This window comes from Streptomyces nojiriensis (genome assembly GCF_017639205.1).
Classification (GTDB): Bacteria; Actinomycetota; Actinomycetes; order Streptomycetales; family Streptomycetaceae; genus Streptomyces; species Streptomyces nojiriensis.
Window position 1 is genome coordinate 883,758 of the sequence record NZ_CP071139.1, and the last position, 16,723, is coordinate 900,480.

Here is a 16,723-nt window from a genome sequence, read left to right on the forward strand (position 1 = left end):
GCACTGTAGACGATGCCGGGCGATACGTCTGCCACCGGGGCGCAGCCTCGACCCCGCCTCACTTCGCCACGCACCACCCCTCACTCGACGGCCGCTCGGGACTTCCGATTTCTCCCGATCCAGGCCACCACGGCCATGGCCGCGGCGAGCCAGGTGAGGGCGTAGAGCCAGCCGCCGAGGACATCGGTGGGCCAGTGCACGCCGAGGTAGACGCGGGTCAGGCCGACCGTGACGGCCCAGCAGGCGAACAGGCCCCACCACAGCCGGGCAGCGGCCGGCGAGGCCGCGCGCCATACCGCCCAGGCCAGCAGACCGGCCACGAGCGCCGAGGTAGCGGTGTGGCCGGAGGGAAAGGAGAACCCGGACGCGTGCGTCACTCGGTCGGCAACGGGCGGGCGAGGCCGCGTCACGCTGTTCAGGACGGCGTAGCGCAGGCCCTGGGCCAGCAGCAGGAATCCGAGCGCACCCGCGGCCGTCAGCAGCCTGCCCCTGGCGCCCCTGCCCCATCCGGCGATGAGTCCGGCGGTCACGGCGCACAGGTAGGGGACGGGTCCGGTCCCGGTCGTGGTGACGCCGCGCGCGAGGGCGACCGCGACGGCGGGGCGGTGCCGTACCGACCAGCGGTGCACGCTCGCGTCGAATGGGTACGGGCTGCCATGGCGGGCTGCGACGAGCACGGTCAGTACGGCGAACAGCGCCGCGCACAGCCCTGCGGCCAGGCCCCAGCGGGTGGCTCGCGATGCGATGGGCGCCCTCACCGGGGGGCAACCAGGGGTCGCAGCCGTGTCCTGGCCACCCGTTGCACGAGGGGGGCCGCGCGGTGTGCGACACGGGTCAGCAGCCAGGCGATGACCGCCCCGACGGCCAGGCCGAGTACGACGTCATGGGGGTAGTGGGCACCCACCCAGACCCGGGAGAAGGCCATCAGCAGTGCGGCCGGCACCGCGATCGCCGCGAGCCGGCGGTCGGTGACCCAGAGGGCCGCGGCTGCCGCGGCGGCGATGGCGGCGTGGTTGCTGGGGAACGACCAGTCACCCAGCGGCGGGCAGGCCTCCAGCGTGACCGTGTGCAGGGTCTGGCAGGGCCGCTGCTCCCGGAAGACCAATTTGACGCCGGTGTCGGCGAGGAACGCGACGACCACGACGAGGGGTGCCGCCAGCGCCATGGCGGTCCTGGCCGGATCGGCGACCGCCCGGGCGCGCCACCAGGCAGCCAGCATCAGCACGGCGAAGAGGGCGAGGCCGTAGTCGGACCACGCGGCGACCAGGCCGTCGAGCCAGCCGGGGGCCTGCTGGGCCAGGTCGGTGACCCGGGTGTACAGGTCTCCGTCGACGGCGGGGCCGTTCAAGGCGAGCATGCTCAATGCGAGCTTCCGTTCGAAGTGCGGCTGCCCCTCCGGCGGATGACTTCCACGGCGAGCGGAGCGAGGGAGACGAGTACGACGAGGGCGACGATCGGCAGGAGGTAGCGGTCGACATTGGGCACGGAGGAGCCGAGCGCGTAGCCGGCCAGCACCAGTCCCACCGTCCACACGAGCCCGCCGATCACCTGCCAGAGCGTGAAGACGCGGGCCGGGACGTTCAGGGCCCCGGCCATCGGGTTCAGCACGGTGCGCACGATCGGCACGAAGCGGGCCAGGACGATCGCCTTGGCGTGTCCGTACCGGTCGAGGAGTTCCTCGGCCTTCGCGGCGCCCTCGTGGAGTTTGCGGCTGCGGCTGCGGGCCAGCAGGGTGCGTCCGCCGCGCCGCCCGAGGAGGTAGCCGGTCTGGGCCCCGAGCAGGGCTCCGGCCACGGCCGCGCACAGCACCTGCGGGAGCGAGAGGTGGACCGGCCCGTGGTTGCCCTGCACGCAGAGCAGACCTGCGGTGAAGAGGAGCGAGTCGCCGGGCAGGAAGAAGCCGACGAGGAGGCCGGTCTCGGCGAACAGCACGACCGCGACGCCGAGGGCGCCGAAGGCCGACAGGAGGGAACCGGCGTCCAGCAGATTGACGGCCTGCGGACTGAGCGCCTGCGCCGCCGCGGCGAGATCGGGCCAGGTCATGACGGACAGCTCCCATAGGGTGAGAGGTGCAGGGTCCAAGACGACGCCCTGCCGACTGGCGACTACAGTTCCGTAGACGGTCTACAGCACTGTAGACGATCGATGTGTGGAGGAACGCACTCATGGGCGACAGGAACGCGGAGCGACGCCCTGCCGGCGAGCTCGAAGCCGGCGTGCTGGCGGCGCTCTGGGCCGCGGACGGCCCGCTGTCCCCGGGCCAGGTCCAGGAGATAGTGGGCGGGTCGCTCGCCCGCACGACCGTGACGACGATCCTCTCCCGCTTGTACGAGAAGGGGACCGTGACCCGATCCCGGTCCGGCCGCGGGTTCGCCTACACCCCCACCGAGGACGCCTCCGGACTCACCGCCCGGCGCATGCATGCCGAACTCGCGAAGGACGAGGACCGCGAGGCCGTATTGAGCCGCTTCGTCTCCCAGCTGAGTACCGAGGATGAGCGCCTGCTTCGCGCCCTGCTCGACGGGGAAGGAGACGCGCCGTGATCCACACCGCCTGGATCCCCCTCCTCGTTCCGTTCCTGGTCGCACCGGCGGGCAGGCGGCTGGCCTCGAACCTGCCGCCGAGGCAGGCCATGTGGCTGCTGACGACGACCGCGGCCGGTCTCGCCGCCGCGAGCACGTGCGCGCTGGCCCTGCTGATCGTCCCCGGCGCCACCCACCTCCACGTCGTCGCCGCGCTGGGCCACCTACTCACTCCGCTGAGCAGCGGATCACCCGACGCCGTCATCGCGATCGCCGTCGCCGCCGGGGCCTTGCTCGCCTGGTGCACGGCCAGGCTGGTGCGCGGCGTACGTCGGCGCTGGACCCAGCTCCGCCAGGCCGGGAGGCTCGCCGCCGAGGCGGACGGCGAACTCGTCGTCCTGCCGGACGAGCACCCCGATGCCTACGCCCTGCCCGGAAGTCCGGGCCGCATCGTCGTGACGACCGGCATGCTCCGCGCACTCTCGGCGCCCGAGCGCGAGGTCCTGATCGCCCACGAGCGCGCCCACCTCCGGGAGCGGCACCACCTCTTCAGCGCCGTGGTCGACCTGGCCGGCCTGTGCCACCCCGCGCTGCGGACCCTGCGCGAGCCGCTCGCCTACGCGCTGGAACGCAGCGCCGACGAATCCGCCGCCCGCGCCGTGGGCAGCCGACGCCTGACTGCCCGGGCCATCGGCCGGGCAGCTCTCGCCACCCGCGCTTCCTCCACGGCCGGCCGTACGCGTCCCGGCTTGGCCCTCTCGGCGACCGCCGGTCCCGTTCCCCGCCGCGTCGCCGCCCTCCTCGGCCACGGCACCGAGACCAGGATGACCCGGCCCCTCGCCCGGCGCGCCGCGGTCATGGTGTTGACGGCCTGCCTGGCTCTCTCCGCCGGTGCGTCCCTCCAGGCGGCCGACGACCTGCACGACGGCATCGAAGTCGCCCAAGGCGAAGCCCCTTGACGCTCAGCGCCGGAGGGGAAGAGGGCTCTGTCGAGACGCGGCCTCGGATCTGATCCGACAGCCACGATTGCCGGCCCTCGCCCGCCTGGGTCGCCCATCGCGACAGTCCACGGATCGACGATGGGCGACTCGGGCCGTCTTCCGGGCCTGAGCCGGCGCAGACCCGGAATCCCGTCAGCGCGTCCGGACGGGCCGAGCCGGGCTCACCCCACGATCCGTAGAGTTAGATAAGGCAAACCTATATTCTTCGACGTCCAGGCGTGGTGGTCCGGGACACGAGCGGGGCGGTATCGGAAACGGTGGAGGACAAAGTGCGGCGCCCGCACGGTGAGCTCGTCGCGGACGTGCTGGCGATCTTGTGGGGGGCCACCGAGCCGTTGACGCCCCAGCAGATCAACACCGCGCTCGGGCGCGACCTGGCCAGGACGACGGTCACGACGATCCTGTCCCGCCTGCACGAGAAGGGGACGCTGGTGCGATCCCGCGCGGGGCGGGGCTTCGCCTACGCGGCGGCGGATGACGCCGCCGGGCTGGCGGCCGGTCGTATGCGGCGGGAGCTGGAGCGGGAGCCGCAGCGCGACTTGGTGCTGAAGCGGTTCGTGTCCTCACTGTCCGGGGACGACGAGGAGGCACTGCGGCGCCTGCTCCTGGAGTCCGAGGACGGCGCATGACCCTGGTGCTGGCCGTGGTGGCACTGGCGCTCGTACTGCCGTGGGGTGCGGCGGCCGCCGCACGGCGGCTGGCCGTGCTCCTGCCGCCACGGGAAGCCTGCGCGGTCCTGACGGGGGCCGCCGTGTTGCTGGCGGGCGGCACCCTGGCGGCACTGATCGCCCTGTTCCACGTCCCGCTCCTCGCCGCCCTCGAACAGGTCCCGCTCCCCCGCGCGGCGGCCGTGTGGCCCGCCATGGTGCCGGTCGCCGCCGCCGCCGGAGCAGCGCTGGCCGTGCAGGCCGCCCTGATGGTCCGCCGCTGGCGCGAACACCGGTCGATGCTCGCGCGCGCCTGGTCCGCGACGGGCGACTCCGTATCCGACGGCGACCTGCTGGTGGTGCCGGGCCCCGACCCGCAGGCCTTCGCCCTGCCCGGGCGGCGGGGCGCGGCGGACGGATCGTGGTGACGACGGGCATGCTCCGGGCGCTCGGCCCGGCGGAGCGCGAGGTTCTGTTCGGCCACGAGCGAGCCCATCTCGCGGGCCGCCACCACCTGCTGTCCGTCACCGCCCACCTCGCCGGCGCGGTGCACCCGGCGCTGCGGTCCCTGCGTCCGACCCTGGAATTCCACCTGGAACGGTGGGCGGACGAGGCGGCGGCATCCGCTGTCGGGAACCGGCGGCTGGCAGCGACCGCGATCGCCCGCGCGGCATTGGCCGCCGCGTCCGGCAAGCGGCCGGACAAGGACCACGGCCCGTTGATGTCGGTGGGTACCGGGCCGGTTCCCCAGCGCGTCGAGGCTCTGCTGCAGCCGGTGCCGGGCCGGCCACGGGCCGGTTCCAAGGTGACGTCCCCCCTCGGTGATTGGATGCGACGTGTACGGCAGGGGAACGGGTCTTCGAATCCCTCCGAGCAGACCGTGGAACTCCTGGTGGTGGCCGGCAAGGCCGTGGAGACGCTGGTGGCCGAGCGTTCGGGGGCGCGAGTGTTGAGCCTCCTCCACCAGTCGGCCCTCAAGACGCTGTCCGATCTGGGGCCACACGCCCGCGACGATCTCGCGGCCCGGTTGGAGACACCGCCGGCTGACGTCTCGCGGGTGATCGATGACCTCCTGGGCCAGGACCTGGTCCGGTCGATGGTTGTCAACGTGGGAGGGCAGCATGAGGTGGTCACGCTCACAGCGGCCGGTGCTGCCGCCCGTGCGGCCACACTGGGTGACATGAAGGACGTACAGGACGTGCTCTTGGCGTCCATCACCAAGGGTGAGCGCGCCCAGCTGCACTATCTGCTGCGGCGCGTGTGCGCGACGGCCGCCCGCGCCGAACACGGGCGAAGCAGGGTCTGAGGCCCGGTTCCCGCTCAGATGGTGGGCAGCAGTTCACGGGTGGGGCCGTGGGCGACGAGGCGTCCGTCGCCCAGCAGGTGCACGGTGTCGGTGTAGGCGCTCACCAGGTGGAGTTCGTGTGAGACGAGTACGAGCGTCATCCCCTGCTCCGCGTTGAGGCCGGCCAGAAGTTCCATGACGGACGTCGCCGTGTCGGGGTCGAGGGCCGAGGTGATCTCGTCGCACAGCAGGATGTCCGGTCCGGTGGCCAGGGCACGGGCGATGGAGACGCGCTGGCGCTGGCCGCCGGAGAGCTCGGCCGGGTATCGGTTCGCGAAGTCGGCGGGCAGGTCGACCTGCTGGAGGAGTTCCGCGATCCGGGCCGTGCGGGCGCCGGAGCTGAGCTTCGTGTGCAGGCGCAGGGGCCGGTCGAGCTGGGCTCCGACCGTGCGGGAGGGGTTGAGTGCGTCGAGGGGATTCTGGGGGACGAGTTGGATGCGGCGCTGGTGTGCGCTCGGGCGTTTCCTCACGGCGGGCGCGAGGGGGATCCCGTCGAGGGTGAGGTCGGCGGTGTCCGCGTGCTGGAGCCCGGCCAGCACCCTGAGAAGCGTGGTCTTGCCTGAACCGGAGGGGCCGACGATGGCCGTGCGGCTGCCGGGGCTGGCCGTGAAGTCGACCGCGGTGAGGGCTTGGTGTGCCTTCCCATGGAAGGAGACGTGGACAGCACGTGCGGCAATGCCCTCGCCCTCGGCGACGACCGCCTCCTCGCTGTCCGCGGTGGGTCCGCGTTCGACTTCGTGGACTGCCGACAGGCGTGCCGGTGTGGTGGGTGCGGTGAGGTGGACGGTGTGGTCGGCGCAGGCTTCGACGAGTTCGGGGTCGTGGCACGCCATGACGATGGCCAGGTCGTGCCGGGCGGCGAGGTGGCGCAGCAGGTCGGCTATCTCGTCACGCAGGGCCGAGTCGAGGCCGGCCGTGGGTTCGTCGAGGAGGAGGATGTCGGGTTTCCGGGCCAGAGCACGGGCGAGCGCGACGCGACGCTGCTGGCCTCCGGACAGGGCTGTCGGTCTCCGGTCGGGGAGCCCGTCATCGGTGGGCAGACGGACTTCGCGCAGCAGTTCCATGACGGCCGACCGTTCGGGGCGGCAGGGGGCGGTTTCCGCGACGATGTCACGGACCTTCATCCTGGGGTTGAGCGCGGAGCCGGGGTCCTGGCCCACGTACGCCAGGCTGGTGCGGCGGAGCCGGGCCAGCTCTTCGGGGGCCAGCGCGGTCAGGTCGTGGCCGAGGACGGTCAACTCGCCGCCGGTGACGGCCGCGCCCTCGGGGAGGTGGCCGATGAGGGCGCGCAGCAGGGTGGTCTTGCCGGAGCCGGATGCGCCGGTCAGCGCGGTGATACGGCCTGCCTCGACGACCAGGGAGGCGGGCCGCAGGAGCACCGGGCCACCGGGGAAACGGATTTCGAGACCGGCGGCGGTGGCCAGCGGAGCGGAGCTGTCCGAGGAATCGACCGGGGAAGTGACCGGCGTGACGACCGGTTGTGCGGGGGTGTTCACGGGGTCGTGACCGCCTTGCGTGCGGAGCGGGGCGCGAGGGAGGCGCAGGCGAGGTTGGCGCTGATGGCGAGGGCGGCGATGGCCAGGCTGGGAGCGATGACGGCCCAGGGGTTGAGGAGGATGCCCGGGGCATTCTCGCGGATCATCAACGCCCAGTCCGCGGCCGGTGGTTGGGGGCCGATCTGGAGGAATGCGGCCATGGAGATGACGTAGACGGCTTCGACGAAGCGCAGGCCGAACAGCGCGGCGACGGTGGAGCGCAGGTTGGGCAGGATCTCGCGTAGCGCGATGTAACGCAGGCTCTCTCCGCGGGCCAGAGCCGCTTCCACGTATCCGGCACCGGCCAGTGGGGCGGCGGCTGCGGCGACGATGCGGACCGCATAGGGGATGCCGAGGACGATGGCAGCGCCGATGACGGCCCATCGGCCGCCGCCGGGCCAGGCGAGGGCGATCAGCATGATGCCGAGGACCGGCGGGAGCAGGATCGCCACGTCGGCGCTGCGCTCCACGGCGCGACCGAGTACGGGGTGCAGGACGGCGAAGCAGCCGACGACGACCCCGGCCAGGGTCACGAGTACGGAGACGAGGGCGGCGCTGCCGATCAGTACCGTGCCGCCGTGCAGCAGCCGGGACAGGACGTCGCGCCCGAGCTGGTCGCCGCCGAGCGGACCGCCGTCGCCGGCGGCGGCGTACGGGGCGTACACGGGGGCGTCGAGGGCGTGGGCGGCGAGCAGGGGCCCGGCCATCGCGAGAGCGATCAGCACCGCCGCCGGGACAAGGGTGGCCCATGAGCGGCGAGTTCCGGTCCGGGCGGGTACGTCCGTGAGGGTGCCGGCGGTCATGGGCGGACTCCCAGGGTGCGGTCGCGTATGAGGTCGGCTGCGAGCAGGACGAGGCTGATGACGGCGCCGGCGCAGACGACGACTCCGGCGATGAGCGGGGTGTCGCGGCCGGCGACGGCCGCGGCCAGGACGCTGCCGATGCCGGGGTAGTTGAAGAGGGTCTCCACGACCACGGCCCCGCCGAGGAGCATGCCGGTGGAGGTGGCGATGCCGGTGGCGATCGCGGGCACGGCGCCGGGCAGGGCGTGGCGCAGGACGACCCGGTGGACAGGGAGGCCGTCGAGGCAGGCGGCTTCCACGTGGGGCGTACGGGCCTGGTCCGCCAGGGCGCCGCGCACGATACGGGTGTTCCAGCCCGTCTGCGGGATGACCAGCGCCAGGACCGGCATGATCAGCATCGTCCAGTCGGCGGGGGTCCCGTCCGCACCGGTGAGGGTCACGGCGGGCAGCCAGCCGGTCCACAGTGACAGGACGAGGAGCAGGCCGACGGCGACGAACTCGGGAACGGCGAACGCTGCTGTAGAGGCATGTCCGATGAGGCGGTCGGCGAGGCCGCCGGGGCGGGAGGCGGCCCAGCAGCCGAGCGCGAGGGAGGCGAGCACGGTCAGGACGAAGGCGGTCGCGCCCAGCACGAGGGTGTTGGGGAAGGGGTCGGAGAGGAGGTCGGTGACCTTCTGACCGCGGGCGGAGGTGCCGAGGTCACCGGTGGGCAGGGCCGTCATCCAGTCCCAGAACCGCTCCCACACGGGCCGGTCCAGGCCCAGCGGCGGCGGCCTGGCCCCCGCGCAAGAAGGCCAGCAGATGCGCGCGGTCGGGGCCTGGCTGAAGCTGGACTCCGAGGCCACCGTCACCGTGCAGCCGAAGAGCAGGGCCACGGTCCGTTTCTCCCTCGCGGTCCCCGACGGCACCCCGCCGGGCAGCTATCTCGGCAGCCTGGTCACCTCGCTGCGCACCCCCGCGGTCAGCGGCGGGGTGAACACCGAGACCCGTATCGCCCGGCTCGTCGAGCTCACCGTCCCCGGCACCGCCGACCTGCAGATCTCCCTCACGGAACTGGAACGCCGGCCTGCGCGCGGCGGCGAGGAGTTCACCGTGACCGTACGCAACACGGGCAACGTCCTCTACACCCTCGCCGGAACGCTGAACATCACCGGCGGCAGCTCCGCGCGTACCGTCCCGCTCACCCCCACGGGGATCTACGTGATCCCCGGCGGCAGCGCCACCATCACCGGCCGCCTCGCCGACCTCCCCGTTCTCGGCCGACGCGCGGTCACCGCCTCGGTGACCGCCACGGTTCCCGGCGGCACGGCGAAGACCGTGGACAGCAACACGGTCCGGCTGTCCTACTTCCCCTGGCTCACCGCCACCCTCACCATCGGCGGCCTCCTTGCCCTGGGCCTTCTCCTCGTCATCACGCGCAAGCGACGGCGTGCCTGGCTGCGGCGTCGCGCAGAGGAACGTACCGCGCTGCGCGCACTGCGGCGGGAACTGCGGGCCGGAAACCGGCGTGCCGGCGACCCTCATCAAGCGCAGGCAGGCGGCGCCGAACACCCGTGACCGGGGGAATTGCGCCTGCCGGACAACCGCGGGCCGGCCACCAAGACCGCCGCCCCTTGGTCACACCAAATGCTCGACCCAACGACGAATCTCTGACTCGGGTCGCTAGGAGGTCTTGGGCTGACGCACTGTGCTGGGATTCAGGTCGACACAGCCAGGTTTGGCGCTGACGACGAACGGGGTGAGCTTGGACATCTTCTCGGAGCAGACGTAGCTCTTGAACCGGTCGGTGTCAGCTCCGACGTACGCAATGAGGAAGTTGTCGGGTGCACGCAACTCTGCTTCAACGGCGGCCCATTGGGCGTCCGGCACGGCTGCCACGCCGGCCGTGCCTTGGCCGCTCTGCAGGCCCGTGAACACCTTGGGCGTGTCCTTGCTGCCAGCGGCGAGCGTGGTGGCGGGGCGGGTGAAGTTGAGCTGGACGGTGCAGCCTGCCTGGGCTTTCTCCTTCGTGGCGAGGAAGGAGTTGACGGTTTCCAGGGAGCACACGGCACGGCCCGGCTTGAAGTAGGCGAGCACCTGGAGCTCGGGATCGCCGATGGGCGCCACGATACCGCTGACCGGCTTGAAGGACAGGGTGCGCCCGGAGGTGGTGTTGGTGACCGTCAGTTCCGCGTCGGTCTTGATGAGGGCGGAGGAGAAGCCCGGCTTGTCGTTGGCGGTGTCCCTCTGTACGCCGGTCGTACGGTAGGAGTAGGCGATGTCGAAGGTGTAGTTGTCGGCGTCCGTGACATGGGCGGTACCGGCGAAGTCGGCGTGCTGCGCCGGGGTGGTGGTCGCCGCGGCGGAGGCCTCTTCGGAGGATCCCGCAGGGGACGGCTGGGAAGCAGCGTCCGCGGCGCCGGTCGACGAGTTGGAGCAGGACGTGAGAGCAAGGACAGCTGTGAGGGCGGTGGTGGCCGTGACGGTGCCAAAGGCGGAGCGGCGCATATGGTCTCCGGGCGTGACGATTGGCAGAGGGAGTCTGCAGTGCGCAGGCGACGCTATCCACAACCACTGCACCTACGTGCCGGTATGATCAAACACAACCCATTTGGGGCTTGTCGTCCACGGCCTCTCGTCGTCAGGGCTGCCGGGTCGTCCACGGGCGTGAAGGTCCCCAAGGGGCGGCGCCCCGGGCGGGTAAGGCTGCGAGTGAGCGGCCGCGGCGGCAGGCGCCACTACAGGACAGCCACCGGCTAGGAGTTGTCCGGTCGATCACGTGCGGAGCCAGATGGTGAGGGCTGAGACGGTGGCGGTGCCGAGGCAGACGTAACGGCGCTCGTCGCAGCGAGTGGCCACCGCCCGGTCCGCGCTCAGGTGGAGCTTGGTGGTGAACCCGCCGCGCGAGCGGCCCAGGCCCTCACTTCCAGCACCACCGCCGCCAGGCGGGCGTGCAGGCTCTGCCACGCCGTTTCGCCCCGGCGTTCTGGAACGGGTGCGGGCGCCGGCCGCATGCTGATGAGTCCGCACGATGGTGGAGTCGACCGAGATGTTCCAGTCGACCTCACCCGCCGTATCAGCGGCGGCCTGGACCTGTTGGAGCAGTCGCTCCCATGTCCCGTCGCCCGACCACAGGCGGTGCCGTTCGTAGACGGTCTTCCACGGACCGAACCGTTCTGGCAGGTCACGCCACTGCACGCCGGTCCGCAGCCGGTGCAAAAACCCGTCGATTACCTGCCGGTGGTCCCGCCACCTGCCACAACGCTTGTTGCTGACCGGCAGGAGCGGTCGTAGCCGTTCCCACTCGGCATCGCTCGGATCACCCCGCCCCATGTCCACATCAACGCCCCGGACCCACGCCCGTCACAAGGTCACACGAATCCTGGCTCTCAGTCCGCGACGAAGGGTGCGTATCCGATCGGCACCTCGCTCACCTCAAGGTCTGAGAAGAGCAAGGTCAGATCGTGAGCGTTGGTCTCGATGTGAACCTCATGGAGGTCGATCCCGACAGCCTTGGACCAGCGGAGGGCAGCCTCCGACTTGAGACGAAGCTCGGCTCCGTACAGCTCGTGATGGTTCGCGCCCCAAACGTAACCGTCGAGGTCGATGGCGGTTTCGCTGCCGAGGAGCCGGGCGTCCAAGGAGGCCCGCCAGGTCTCCGTGGACAGGAACGTCTCGCATCGGGCCTCAACGCAGTACCGGAAGAGATACCGCAGGTGGGCCGCGTATGTGGCGGACCATCACATTCAGGCACCCCCCTGTGCGCCCACCCACCACATCACGCACAGCACCTCCGACGGGACGACGTGGTGGGTACGTCCGATCCGGAGCGGGGTCGTCGCGCAGAGCTGTGGGGTGGCTGTGAATCGACGCACAGGACGATCCGGAGTGCGGGAGGAGTGCAGACAAGTTCTATATTCGTATGAACCATCCGCACGCGAACTGTCTGCGGTGATGAGGGGGGACGACTGAGTTGGTCGGCACCGATGCCACTCCGAGCACCCGCACGGAGTCCCGGAATATCCGCAAGGTCCGCAGGAAGGCGCAGTACCGCAGACGCCTGGGCATGGGCGTGGCCGTGATCGCTCTGGGCGGGGCCGCCGCAACCGCGGGCGTCTTCACACTGGGCGACTCCTCGGACACCGCCCCGCGCGACGCGAAGCTCACGGCCCCGGGTGGTGCGGCCGAGGAGGCCGCCGCCGCGAAGGGCCCGGAGGATGCCTGGGACGGCAAGACGGAGGTGCTGGGAGACGGCTCCACCTCCTACACCGGACCGCAGCCGGGACAGCTCAAGCCCGTGCGGCTGAAGCCCGGCGAGAAACCGCCGCAGTTCGTGGTGTTCTCCTGGGACGGCGCGCTGGAAGGCGACGACCACCTCTTCTCGCACTTCCGTCAGGTGGCCGAGCAGAACAAGGCCCACATGACCTTCTTCCTCACGGGCATCTACCTGCTGCCCGAGGGGAAGAAGGCGCTCTACCGCCCGCCGCAGCACGGTCAGGGCGCGGCCGCGATCTCGTACCCGACCGTCCCGCACGTGAAGGGCACCCTGGAGCAGCTGCGCGGTGCCTGGACCGACGGCAACGAGATCGGCTCGCACTTCAACGGGCACTTCTGCGGGCCCAAGGGCGGCGGGGAGTGGAGCCCCGACGAATGGAAGAGCGAGATAGACCAGACCTACTCGTTCATCAAGAACTGGAAGACGAACACCGGTTTCACCAAGGATGCGCCCCTGCCCTTCGACCCGGACCGGGAGGTGGTCGGCGGCCGCGCGCCCTGCCTGGAGGGCCAGAAGAACCTCCTGACCGCGATCAAGCCGTACGGCTGGCGCTACGACGCGAGCTCCTCCGGAGACTTCCAGCTGTGGCCGTCCAAGCAGGACGACATATGGAACTTTCCCCTCCAGCTCATGCCGCTGCAGGGCAAGGAGGTGCAGGTCCTCTCCATGGACTTCAACTTCCTCTTCAACCAGTCGGGCGACAGCACCCAGGGCGACCCGGCGAAGTTCGCCGCTTGGCAGGCGCAGACCCGGGGCTCGTACATGAACGGCTTCAACCGGGTCTACAACGGCAGCCGGGCGCCCATGTTCATCGGCAACCACTTCGAGGACTGGAACGGCGGCATCTACATGAAGGCCGTCGAGGACGTGATGAAGGACGTGTGCCCGCGCCAGGACGTGCGCTGCGTGTCGTTCCGGGAACTGGCGGACTGGCTCGACGTCCAGGACCCCAAGGTCCTGGCCCAACTGCGCACGCTCGATCCCGCGCAGGCACCGGACTGGACCCAGCTGATCAAGTAGAGGGGCGGGCGGGCGGCGTCAGCCGCCCGCCTACTTCACCGCCTTGATGTAGTCGCCCCACAGGCGCACAGCCCGCTCGCTGCCGGGCGTGCCCGGGCCGTCGCCCCCCAGCCCCGTGAGCGGCAGCGGAACCAGGTCGGAGAGCGACATCCGGTAGACCACCACTGCCGTGGACTCCTGCTCGGTGCTGGCCACGAACCAGCCCGCCGTGTTCGCGGCCGTCGTACCGGTCTTGCCCGCCGTACCGGGGTGGGCCTTGCCCACCGTCTTCGCCGACCCCTCGGTGACGGCGTCCTTCAGGGCGTCCGTCACTGCGCGAGCGGTCTTGGCCGTCACGGCCCGGGTCGGCTTCGGCGCGTCGAGCGGCACGGCGGCGCCGTTGCGGGTGGCCGAGCGCACCGAGTACGGGTCGGTGTGCATGCCTTCGGCGGCGAAGGTCTGGTAGGCGCCGGCCATCCGGATCGCACTGGGCGTCGAGTTCTCCCCGAGGGCGAATGCGGGGATCCGCGGGCCGAGGCTCGATTCGAGCAGCCCCGAGCGCTCGGCGAAGGCCTCCACCCGGTCGAGGCCGACATCTTGGCCGAGCTGGAGCATGGGCGTGTTGACGGATTGGGCCACGGCCTGGCGCAACGTCACCTGGCCCCAGTTCCGGCCGCCGTCGTTGCGCCCCTTCACCACCTTGCCGCTGCGGTCCCAGTACGGCCCCTCCGGCGTCTGCACGCTCACCTGGTCGTTGCCGTCGTAGGTGCTGGAGGGGGAAACCGGCGTACGGTCCTTGCCCCGCGCGCGCAGCACCCCTTCGTCGAGCGCGGCGGCGTAGACGATCGGCGTGAACGCCGTGCCGACCGGGACCGTCGTCGCGTTCGACTCGTTGAAGCCCTGCTTGAGGTAGTCGGGGCCCCCGTACACGGCGAGCAGCCGCCCGTCGGGAGCGATGCTCGCCGCGCCGATCTTGGCGTGCTTGTCGGTGTCGGGACGCCGCTCGGCGTCGAAGTCCTTCTGGGTCTCCTGGACGGCGGCGGTCAGCGCGGTCATCCGGGCCTGGTCGAAGGTCGTGTAGATCTGGTAGCCGCCGAGGTCGAAGTCGGACTCCTCGATGTGGCCGGCTTTGATCGCGTACGCCTTGGCCATCTCGACCAGGTAGCCGGTCTGCGCGCCGGGTATGCCGACGAGCGAGGAGGCCGAGGGCTCGGGGAACGTCGTGTAGGTGGCGCGCTCGGCGCGCGAGAGCCGGCCGGTCTCGACCATGCGGTCCAGGATCCAGCTCCAGCGTTCCACGGCCCGCTCGTGGTTCGCCTTGCCGAGAGCGGGGTCGTAGAGGGCCGCGCCCTTGAGGAGGGAGGCCAGGAACGCGCCTTCGCTGGGATTGAGCTGCGAGACGTCCTTGCCGTAGTAGGCCTGGGACGCGCGCTGGATGCCGTAGGTCCCGCGCCCGAACCAGCTGGTGTTGAGGTAGTCCTGAAGGATCTGGTCCTTGCTCTTCTGGTTGTCCATCTTCAGGGCGAGCATGAGCTCGGTGAATTTCCGGGAAACGGTGCGGTCCTGGTTCAGATAGGCGTTCTTCACGTACTGCTGCGTGATGGTGGACCCGCCCTGGGTCTCGCCCCCCGTCAGTGCGGCGCCCACGGCGCGCAGGACTCCGGACGGCGAGACTCCGGGGTCCGAGTAGAAGCTCGCGTTCTCGGCCGCGAGCACGGCTCCCTGGACCTTGGCGGGCACCTTGTCCAGCGGCATCTCCTGGCGGCTGACCCAGCCCGTCCGGGCCATCGTGGAGCCGTCGGCCCAGTAGTAGACGTTGTCCTGTTGTGTGGCGAAGGAGTTGAGGTCGTCGGGCATATCCGTGGTCGCGTACGCAATCGTGACGAAGGTCACCATGCCCAGGAACGCGCACAGGCAGGCGCCCAGCCACTGGCGCCACGACGGCATCCACCGGCGCCAGCCGGTGCGGCCCGGCCGCGGGAAGGCGGGCCGCAGGCGCCGCAGTTGCGTGCGCGCCAGGGCGACGGCCGGGGCGAGCACCCGCGTGAAGGCATCGAGCCGGGCGGAACGCGCCCGCGGCTTGGCGCGCGACCCCGATTTCCCCCGGCGGCCCGGGACGGCTCCGCCGGTGCCCTCCGAAGCCGCCCGCCCGTCCCGAGATGGCCCCCTACCTGCCCTATCGTTCGCGCCCACTCCGAATGCCCCCTCTGCCGCACTTTCCCGCACACCCTAAAGGCATTCGCTGTGAGGCCGGACCGGTGGTCGGCTGGATTACTCCGTGCACTCCGAAGGCGACCCCTGGTGATCAAGCGGAGGCAAGTCGGCAGCGTGTGAGCCCATTTCCGCCGGGGCAGCCCGAGACGAAGCGGAACGTGACGAAACAGTCGGGTAGTTGTGCGAAGATTCCGTCCCCCGGTTCGTGTGGACCGGGTGACAAGGGGAAACAGAGTGATACCTAAGAGGTTCAGGCCCGCCGCCATCGCGGCCCTGACCGTGGCCCTGGCGTCCGGAAGCATGCTCGCGTACTCCGCGACCGCGGTCTCCGGACCCCGCGACGCCGACCGTGCCACCGCCGACACCTTCGCCCGCGTGGCCAGCGACGTGCTCTCCCAGCGCACGCAGGCCCTGGTCGAGGACCAGCCGGGGCGTCACGGCTCCGGCCAGGCCGGCCCGAAGGCCCGGCTGTCGGCCCAGCTGAAGAAGGACGAGGACGCCGCGCTCCAGTCGCTGCGGTCCCGCAAGACGCGGCTGGCGGAGCTCGGCGAGGCCTACACGGACGCCGACACCCGCGTCGTCGTCGACCGGGCCACGGTGACGGGCGGCAAGGCCGTCGTCCAGGTCACCGAGCAGACCACGCTCACGTACAAGAAACTCCGCGGGGACGAGCCGGCGACGACCGACATCGGGACGCGCTACCAGCTGACCCTCACCAGCAAGCGGGGAGGCGACTGGGAGCTGACCTCGATCACGTCCCAGGAGAACGGCCCCGTCGCGGTCAACGAGCCCGTGCCGGCGAAGGTGAACGTCGTCAAGGACGACGGGAAGCAATACCCGGACGGCACGCCCGCGTCCACGAAGTACCCCGCGACGCCGAAGCCCAAGGCGAAGACGGGCGGTGCCTACGACTACGCCGCGATGGCGAAGTACGCGGAGAAGTACTGGAGCAACTACAACCCGGCGTACCGGAAGTACAACGGGGCCGGGGGTGACTGCACCAACTTCATCAGCCAGGCGTTGAAGGCAGGTGGCTGGAAGGCCGTTCCGGGTTCCACGTCGGACTACAGGAACTGGTGGTACGACGGCTCCCGTCAGACCGACTCCTGGGTCGGCGTGAACGAGTGGGCCTGGTTCACGCTGTCCAATCAGCGGGCCGCCAACCTGGCCAACGTCTACCAGGCGGATGTGGGAGACATCCTCCAGGTGGACTTCAACCGGGACGGGTCCAAGGACCATTCGATGATGGTGACCTACCGCAGCAGCGCCGGGATGCCGTACCTCACGTACCACTCCACCAACACGTACCGTAAGTCGCTCGCGAGCATCATCGCGTCCTACCCGAACGCGACCTACTACGCGTACCGCACCTGACGGGTGCCCGCCGGTGCCCCGCCCAGGG

At 70.9% G+C, this 16,723-nt stretch carries 16 protein-coding genes and 2 pseudogenes; 8 read left to right on the forward strand and 10 right to left on the reverse strand.

Annotated elements, in window-relative coordinates:
* Positions 1 to 80: 80 nt before the first annotated feature.
* Genes JYK04_RS04305 through JYK04_RS04315 form a run of 3 tightly spaced genes read right to left on the reverse strand, consistent with a single transcriptional unit; the run spans position 81 to position 2,043 of the window.
* A complete protein-coding gene (locus JYK04_RS04305; RefSeq protein ID WP_229876860.1) occupies positions 81 to 758 on the reverse strand; it encodes a phosphatase PAP2 family protein in 678 nt (225 codons plus the stop codon).
* Positions 755 to 1,363, reverse strand: coding sequence for a phosphatase PAP2 family protein (locus JYK04_RS04310; RefSeq protein ID WP_189746898.1), 609 nt, complete (start codon positions 1,361 to 1,363; stop codon positions 755 to 757). The genes JYK04_RS04305 and JYK04_RS04310 overlap by 4 nt, the downstream gene beginning before the upstream one ends.
* Positions 1,360 to 2,043 carry a DedA family protein gene (locus JYK04_RS04315; RefSeq protein ID WP_189746896.1) on the reverse strand — a complete coding sequence of 228 codons (684 nt, stop codon included), beginning with the start codon at positions 2,041 to 2,043 and terminating at the stop codon, positions 1,360 to 1,362. The genes JYK04_RS04310 and JYK04_RS04315 overlap by 4 nt, the downstream gene beginning before the upstream one ends.
* Positions 2,044 to 2,165: 122 nt before the next feature.
* Between JYK04_RS04315 and JYK04_RS04320 the strand changes: the two genes are divergently transcribed.
* The 5 genes from JYK04_RS04320 (at position 2,166) to JYK04_RS04335 (ending at position 5,476) form a co-directional block, all read left to right on the forward strand.
* On the forward strand, positions 2,166 to 2,543 hold the full coding sequence (locus JYK04_RS04320; RefSeq protein WP_189746894.1) for a BlaI/MecI/CopY family transcriptional regulator: 378 nt from the start codon (positions 2,166 to 2,168) through the stop codon (positions 2,541 to 2,543).
* Positions 2,540 to 3,481, forward strand: a complete 942-nt coding sequence (locus tag JYK04_RS04325) for a M56 family metallopeptidase (RefSeq protein WP_189746892.1) — start codon at positions 2,540 to 2,542, stop codon at positions 3,479 to 3,481. Before JYK04_RS04320 ends, JYK04_RS04325 begins: the two co-directional genes overlap by 4 nt.
* 311 nt (positions 3,482 to 3,792) lie before the next feature.
* Complete coding sequence (locus JYK04_RS04330; protein WP_308431140.1) at positions 3,793 to 4,152, forward strand: BlaI/MecI/CopY family transcriptional regulator; 360 nt, start codon at positions 3,793 to 3,795, stop codon at positions 4,150 to 4,152.
* Complete coding sequence (locus JYK04_RS41010) at positions 4,149 to 4,598, forward strand: hypothetical protein (RefSeq protein ID WP_229876859.1); 450 nt, start codon at positions 4,149 to 4,151, stop codon at positions 4,596 to 4,598. The genes JYK04_RS04330 and JYK04_RS41010 overlap by 4 nt, the downstream gene beginning before the upstream one ends.
* Complete coding sequence (locus tag JYK04_RS04335) at positions 4,595 to 5,476, forward strand: M48 family metalloprotease (protein ID WP_229876858.1); 882 nt, start codon at positions 4,595 to 4,597, stop codon at positions 5,474 to 5,476. Before JYK04_RS41010 ends, JYK04_RS04335 begins: the two co-directional genes overlap by 4 nt.
* A 14-nt stretch (positions 5,477 to 5,490) precedes the next feature.
* Here JYK04_RS04335 and JYK04_RS04340 read toward each other — a convergent pair whose 3' ends face one another.
* Genes JYK04_RS04340 through JYK04_RS04350 form a run of 3 tightly spaced genes read right to left on the reverse strand, consistent with a single transcriptional unit; the run spans position 5,491 to position 8,728 of the window.
* Complete coding sequence (locus JYK04_RS04340) at positions 5,491 to 7,011, reverse strand: ABC transporter ATP-binding protein (RefSeq protein ID WP_189746888.1); 1,521 nt, start codon at positions 7,009 to 7,011, stop codon at positions 5,491 to 5,493.
* On the reverse strand, positions 7,008 to 7,853 hold the full coding sequence (locus tag JYK04_RS04345) for an ABC transporter permease (RefSeq protein WP_189746886.1): 846 nt from the start codon (positions 7,851 to 7,853) through the stop codon (positions 7,008 to 7,010). The genes JYK04_RS04340 and JYK04_RS04345 overlap by 4 nt, the downstream gene beginning before the upstream one ends.
* Positions 7,850 to 8,728 carry an ABC transporter permease gene (locus JYK04_RS04350; RefSeq protein ID WP_229876857.1) on the reverse strand — a complete coding sequence of 293 codons (879 nt, stop codon included), beginning with the start codon at positions 8,726 to 8,728 and terminating at the stop codon, positions 7,850 to 7,852. The genes JYK04_RS04345 and JYK04_RS04350 overlap by 4 nt, the downstream gene beginning before the upstream one ends.
* Between JYK04_RS04350 and JYK04_RS04355 the strand changes: the two genes are divergently transcribed.
* Positions 8,655 to 9,410, forward strand: a complete 756-nt coding sequence (locus tag JYK04_RS04355; RefSeq protein WP_189746923.1) for a COG1470 family protein — start codon at positions 8,655 to 8,657, stop codon at positions 9,408 to 9,410. The genes JYK04_RS04350 and JYK04_RS04355 overlap by 74 nt on opposite strands.
* A 105-nt stretch (positions 9,411 to 9,515) precedes the next feature.
* Here JYK04_RS04355 and JYK04_RS04360 read toward each other — a convergent pair whose 3' ends face one another.
* The 3 genes and pseudogenes from JYK04_RS04360 to JYK04_RS04370 all read right to left on the reverse strand — a co-directional run.
* Positions 9,516 to 10,340: a hypothetical protein gene (locus tag JYK04_RS04360; protein WP_189746881.1), complete on the reverse strand. Its 825-nt coding sequence runs from the start codon at positions 10,338 to 10,340 to the stop codon at positions 9,516 to 9,518.
* Between the two features lie 357 nt (positions 10,341 to 10,697).
* Positions 10,698 to 11,165 (reverse strand): annotated as a pseudogene (locus JYK04_RS04365) (IS5 family transposase); the annotation flags it as partial.
* A 56-nt stretch (positions 11,166 to 11,221) separates the two neighbouring features.
* Positions 11,222 to 11,554: pseudogene (locus JYK04_RS04370) on the reverse strand (YxiG-like protein); the annotation flags it as partial.
* A 344-nt stretch (positions 11,555 to 11,898) separates the two neighbouring features.
* Here JYK04_RS04370 and JYK04_RS04375 point away from each other — a divergent pair.
* Positions 11,899 to 13,128 carry a polysaccharide deacetylase family protein gene (locus JYK04_RS04375; protein ID WP_373297527.1) on the forward strand — a complete coding sequence of 410 codons (1,230 nt, stop codon included), beginning with the start codon at positions 11,899 to 11,901 and terminating at the stop codon, positions 13,126 to 13,128.
* 30 nt (positions 13,129 to 13,158) lie between these two features.
* Here the strand turns inward: JYK04_RS04375 and JYK04_RS04380 are convergent, their stop codons facing one another.
* The gene (locus JYK04_RS04380; protein WP_483030235.1) at positions 13,159 to 14,964 is read right to left on the reverse strand and encodes a transglycosylase domain-containing protein; all 1,806 of its coding nucleotides are present in this window, start codon (positions 14,962 to 14,964) and stop codon (positions 13,159 to 13,161) included.
* A gap of 591 nt (positions 14,965 to 15,555) precedes the next feature.
* Here JYK04_RS04380 and JYK04_RS04385 point away from each other — a divergent pair.
* Positions 15,556 to 16,695 (forward strand): amidase domain-containing protein, encoded by a 1,140-nt coding sequence (locus JYK04_RS04385; protein ID WP_189746875.1) that lies wholly within the window; start codon positions 15,556 to 15,558, stop codon positions 16,693 to 16,695.
* Positions 16,696 to 16,723 lie beyond the last annotated feature (28 nt).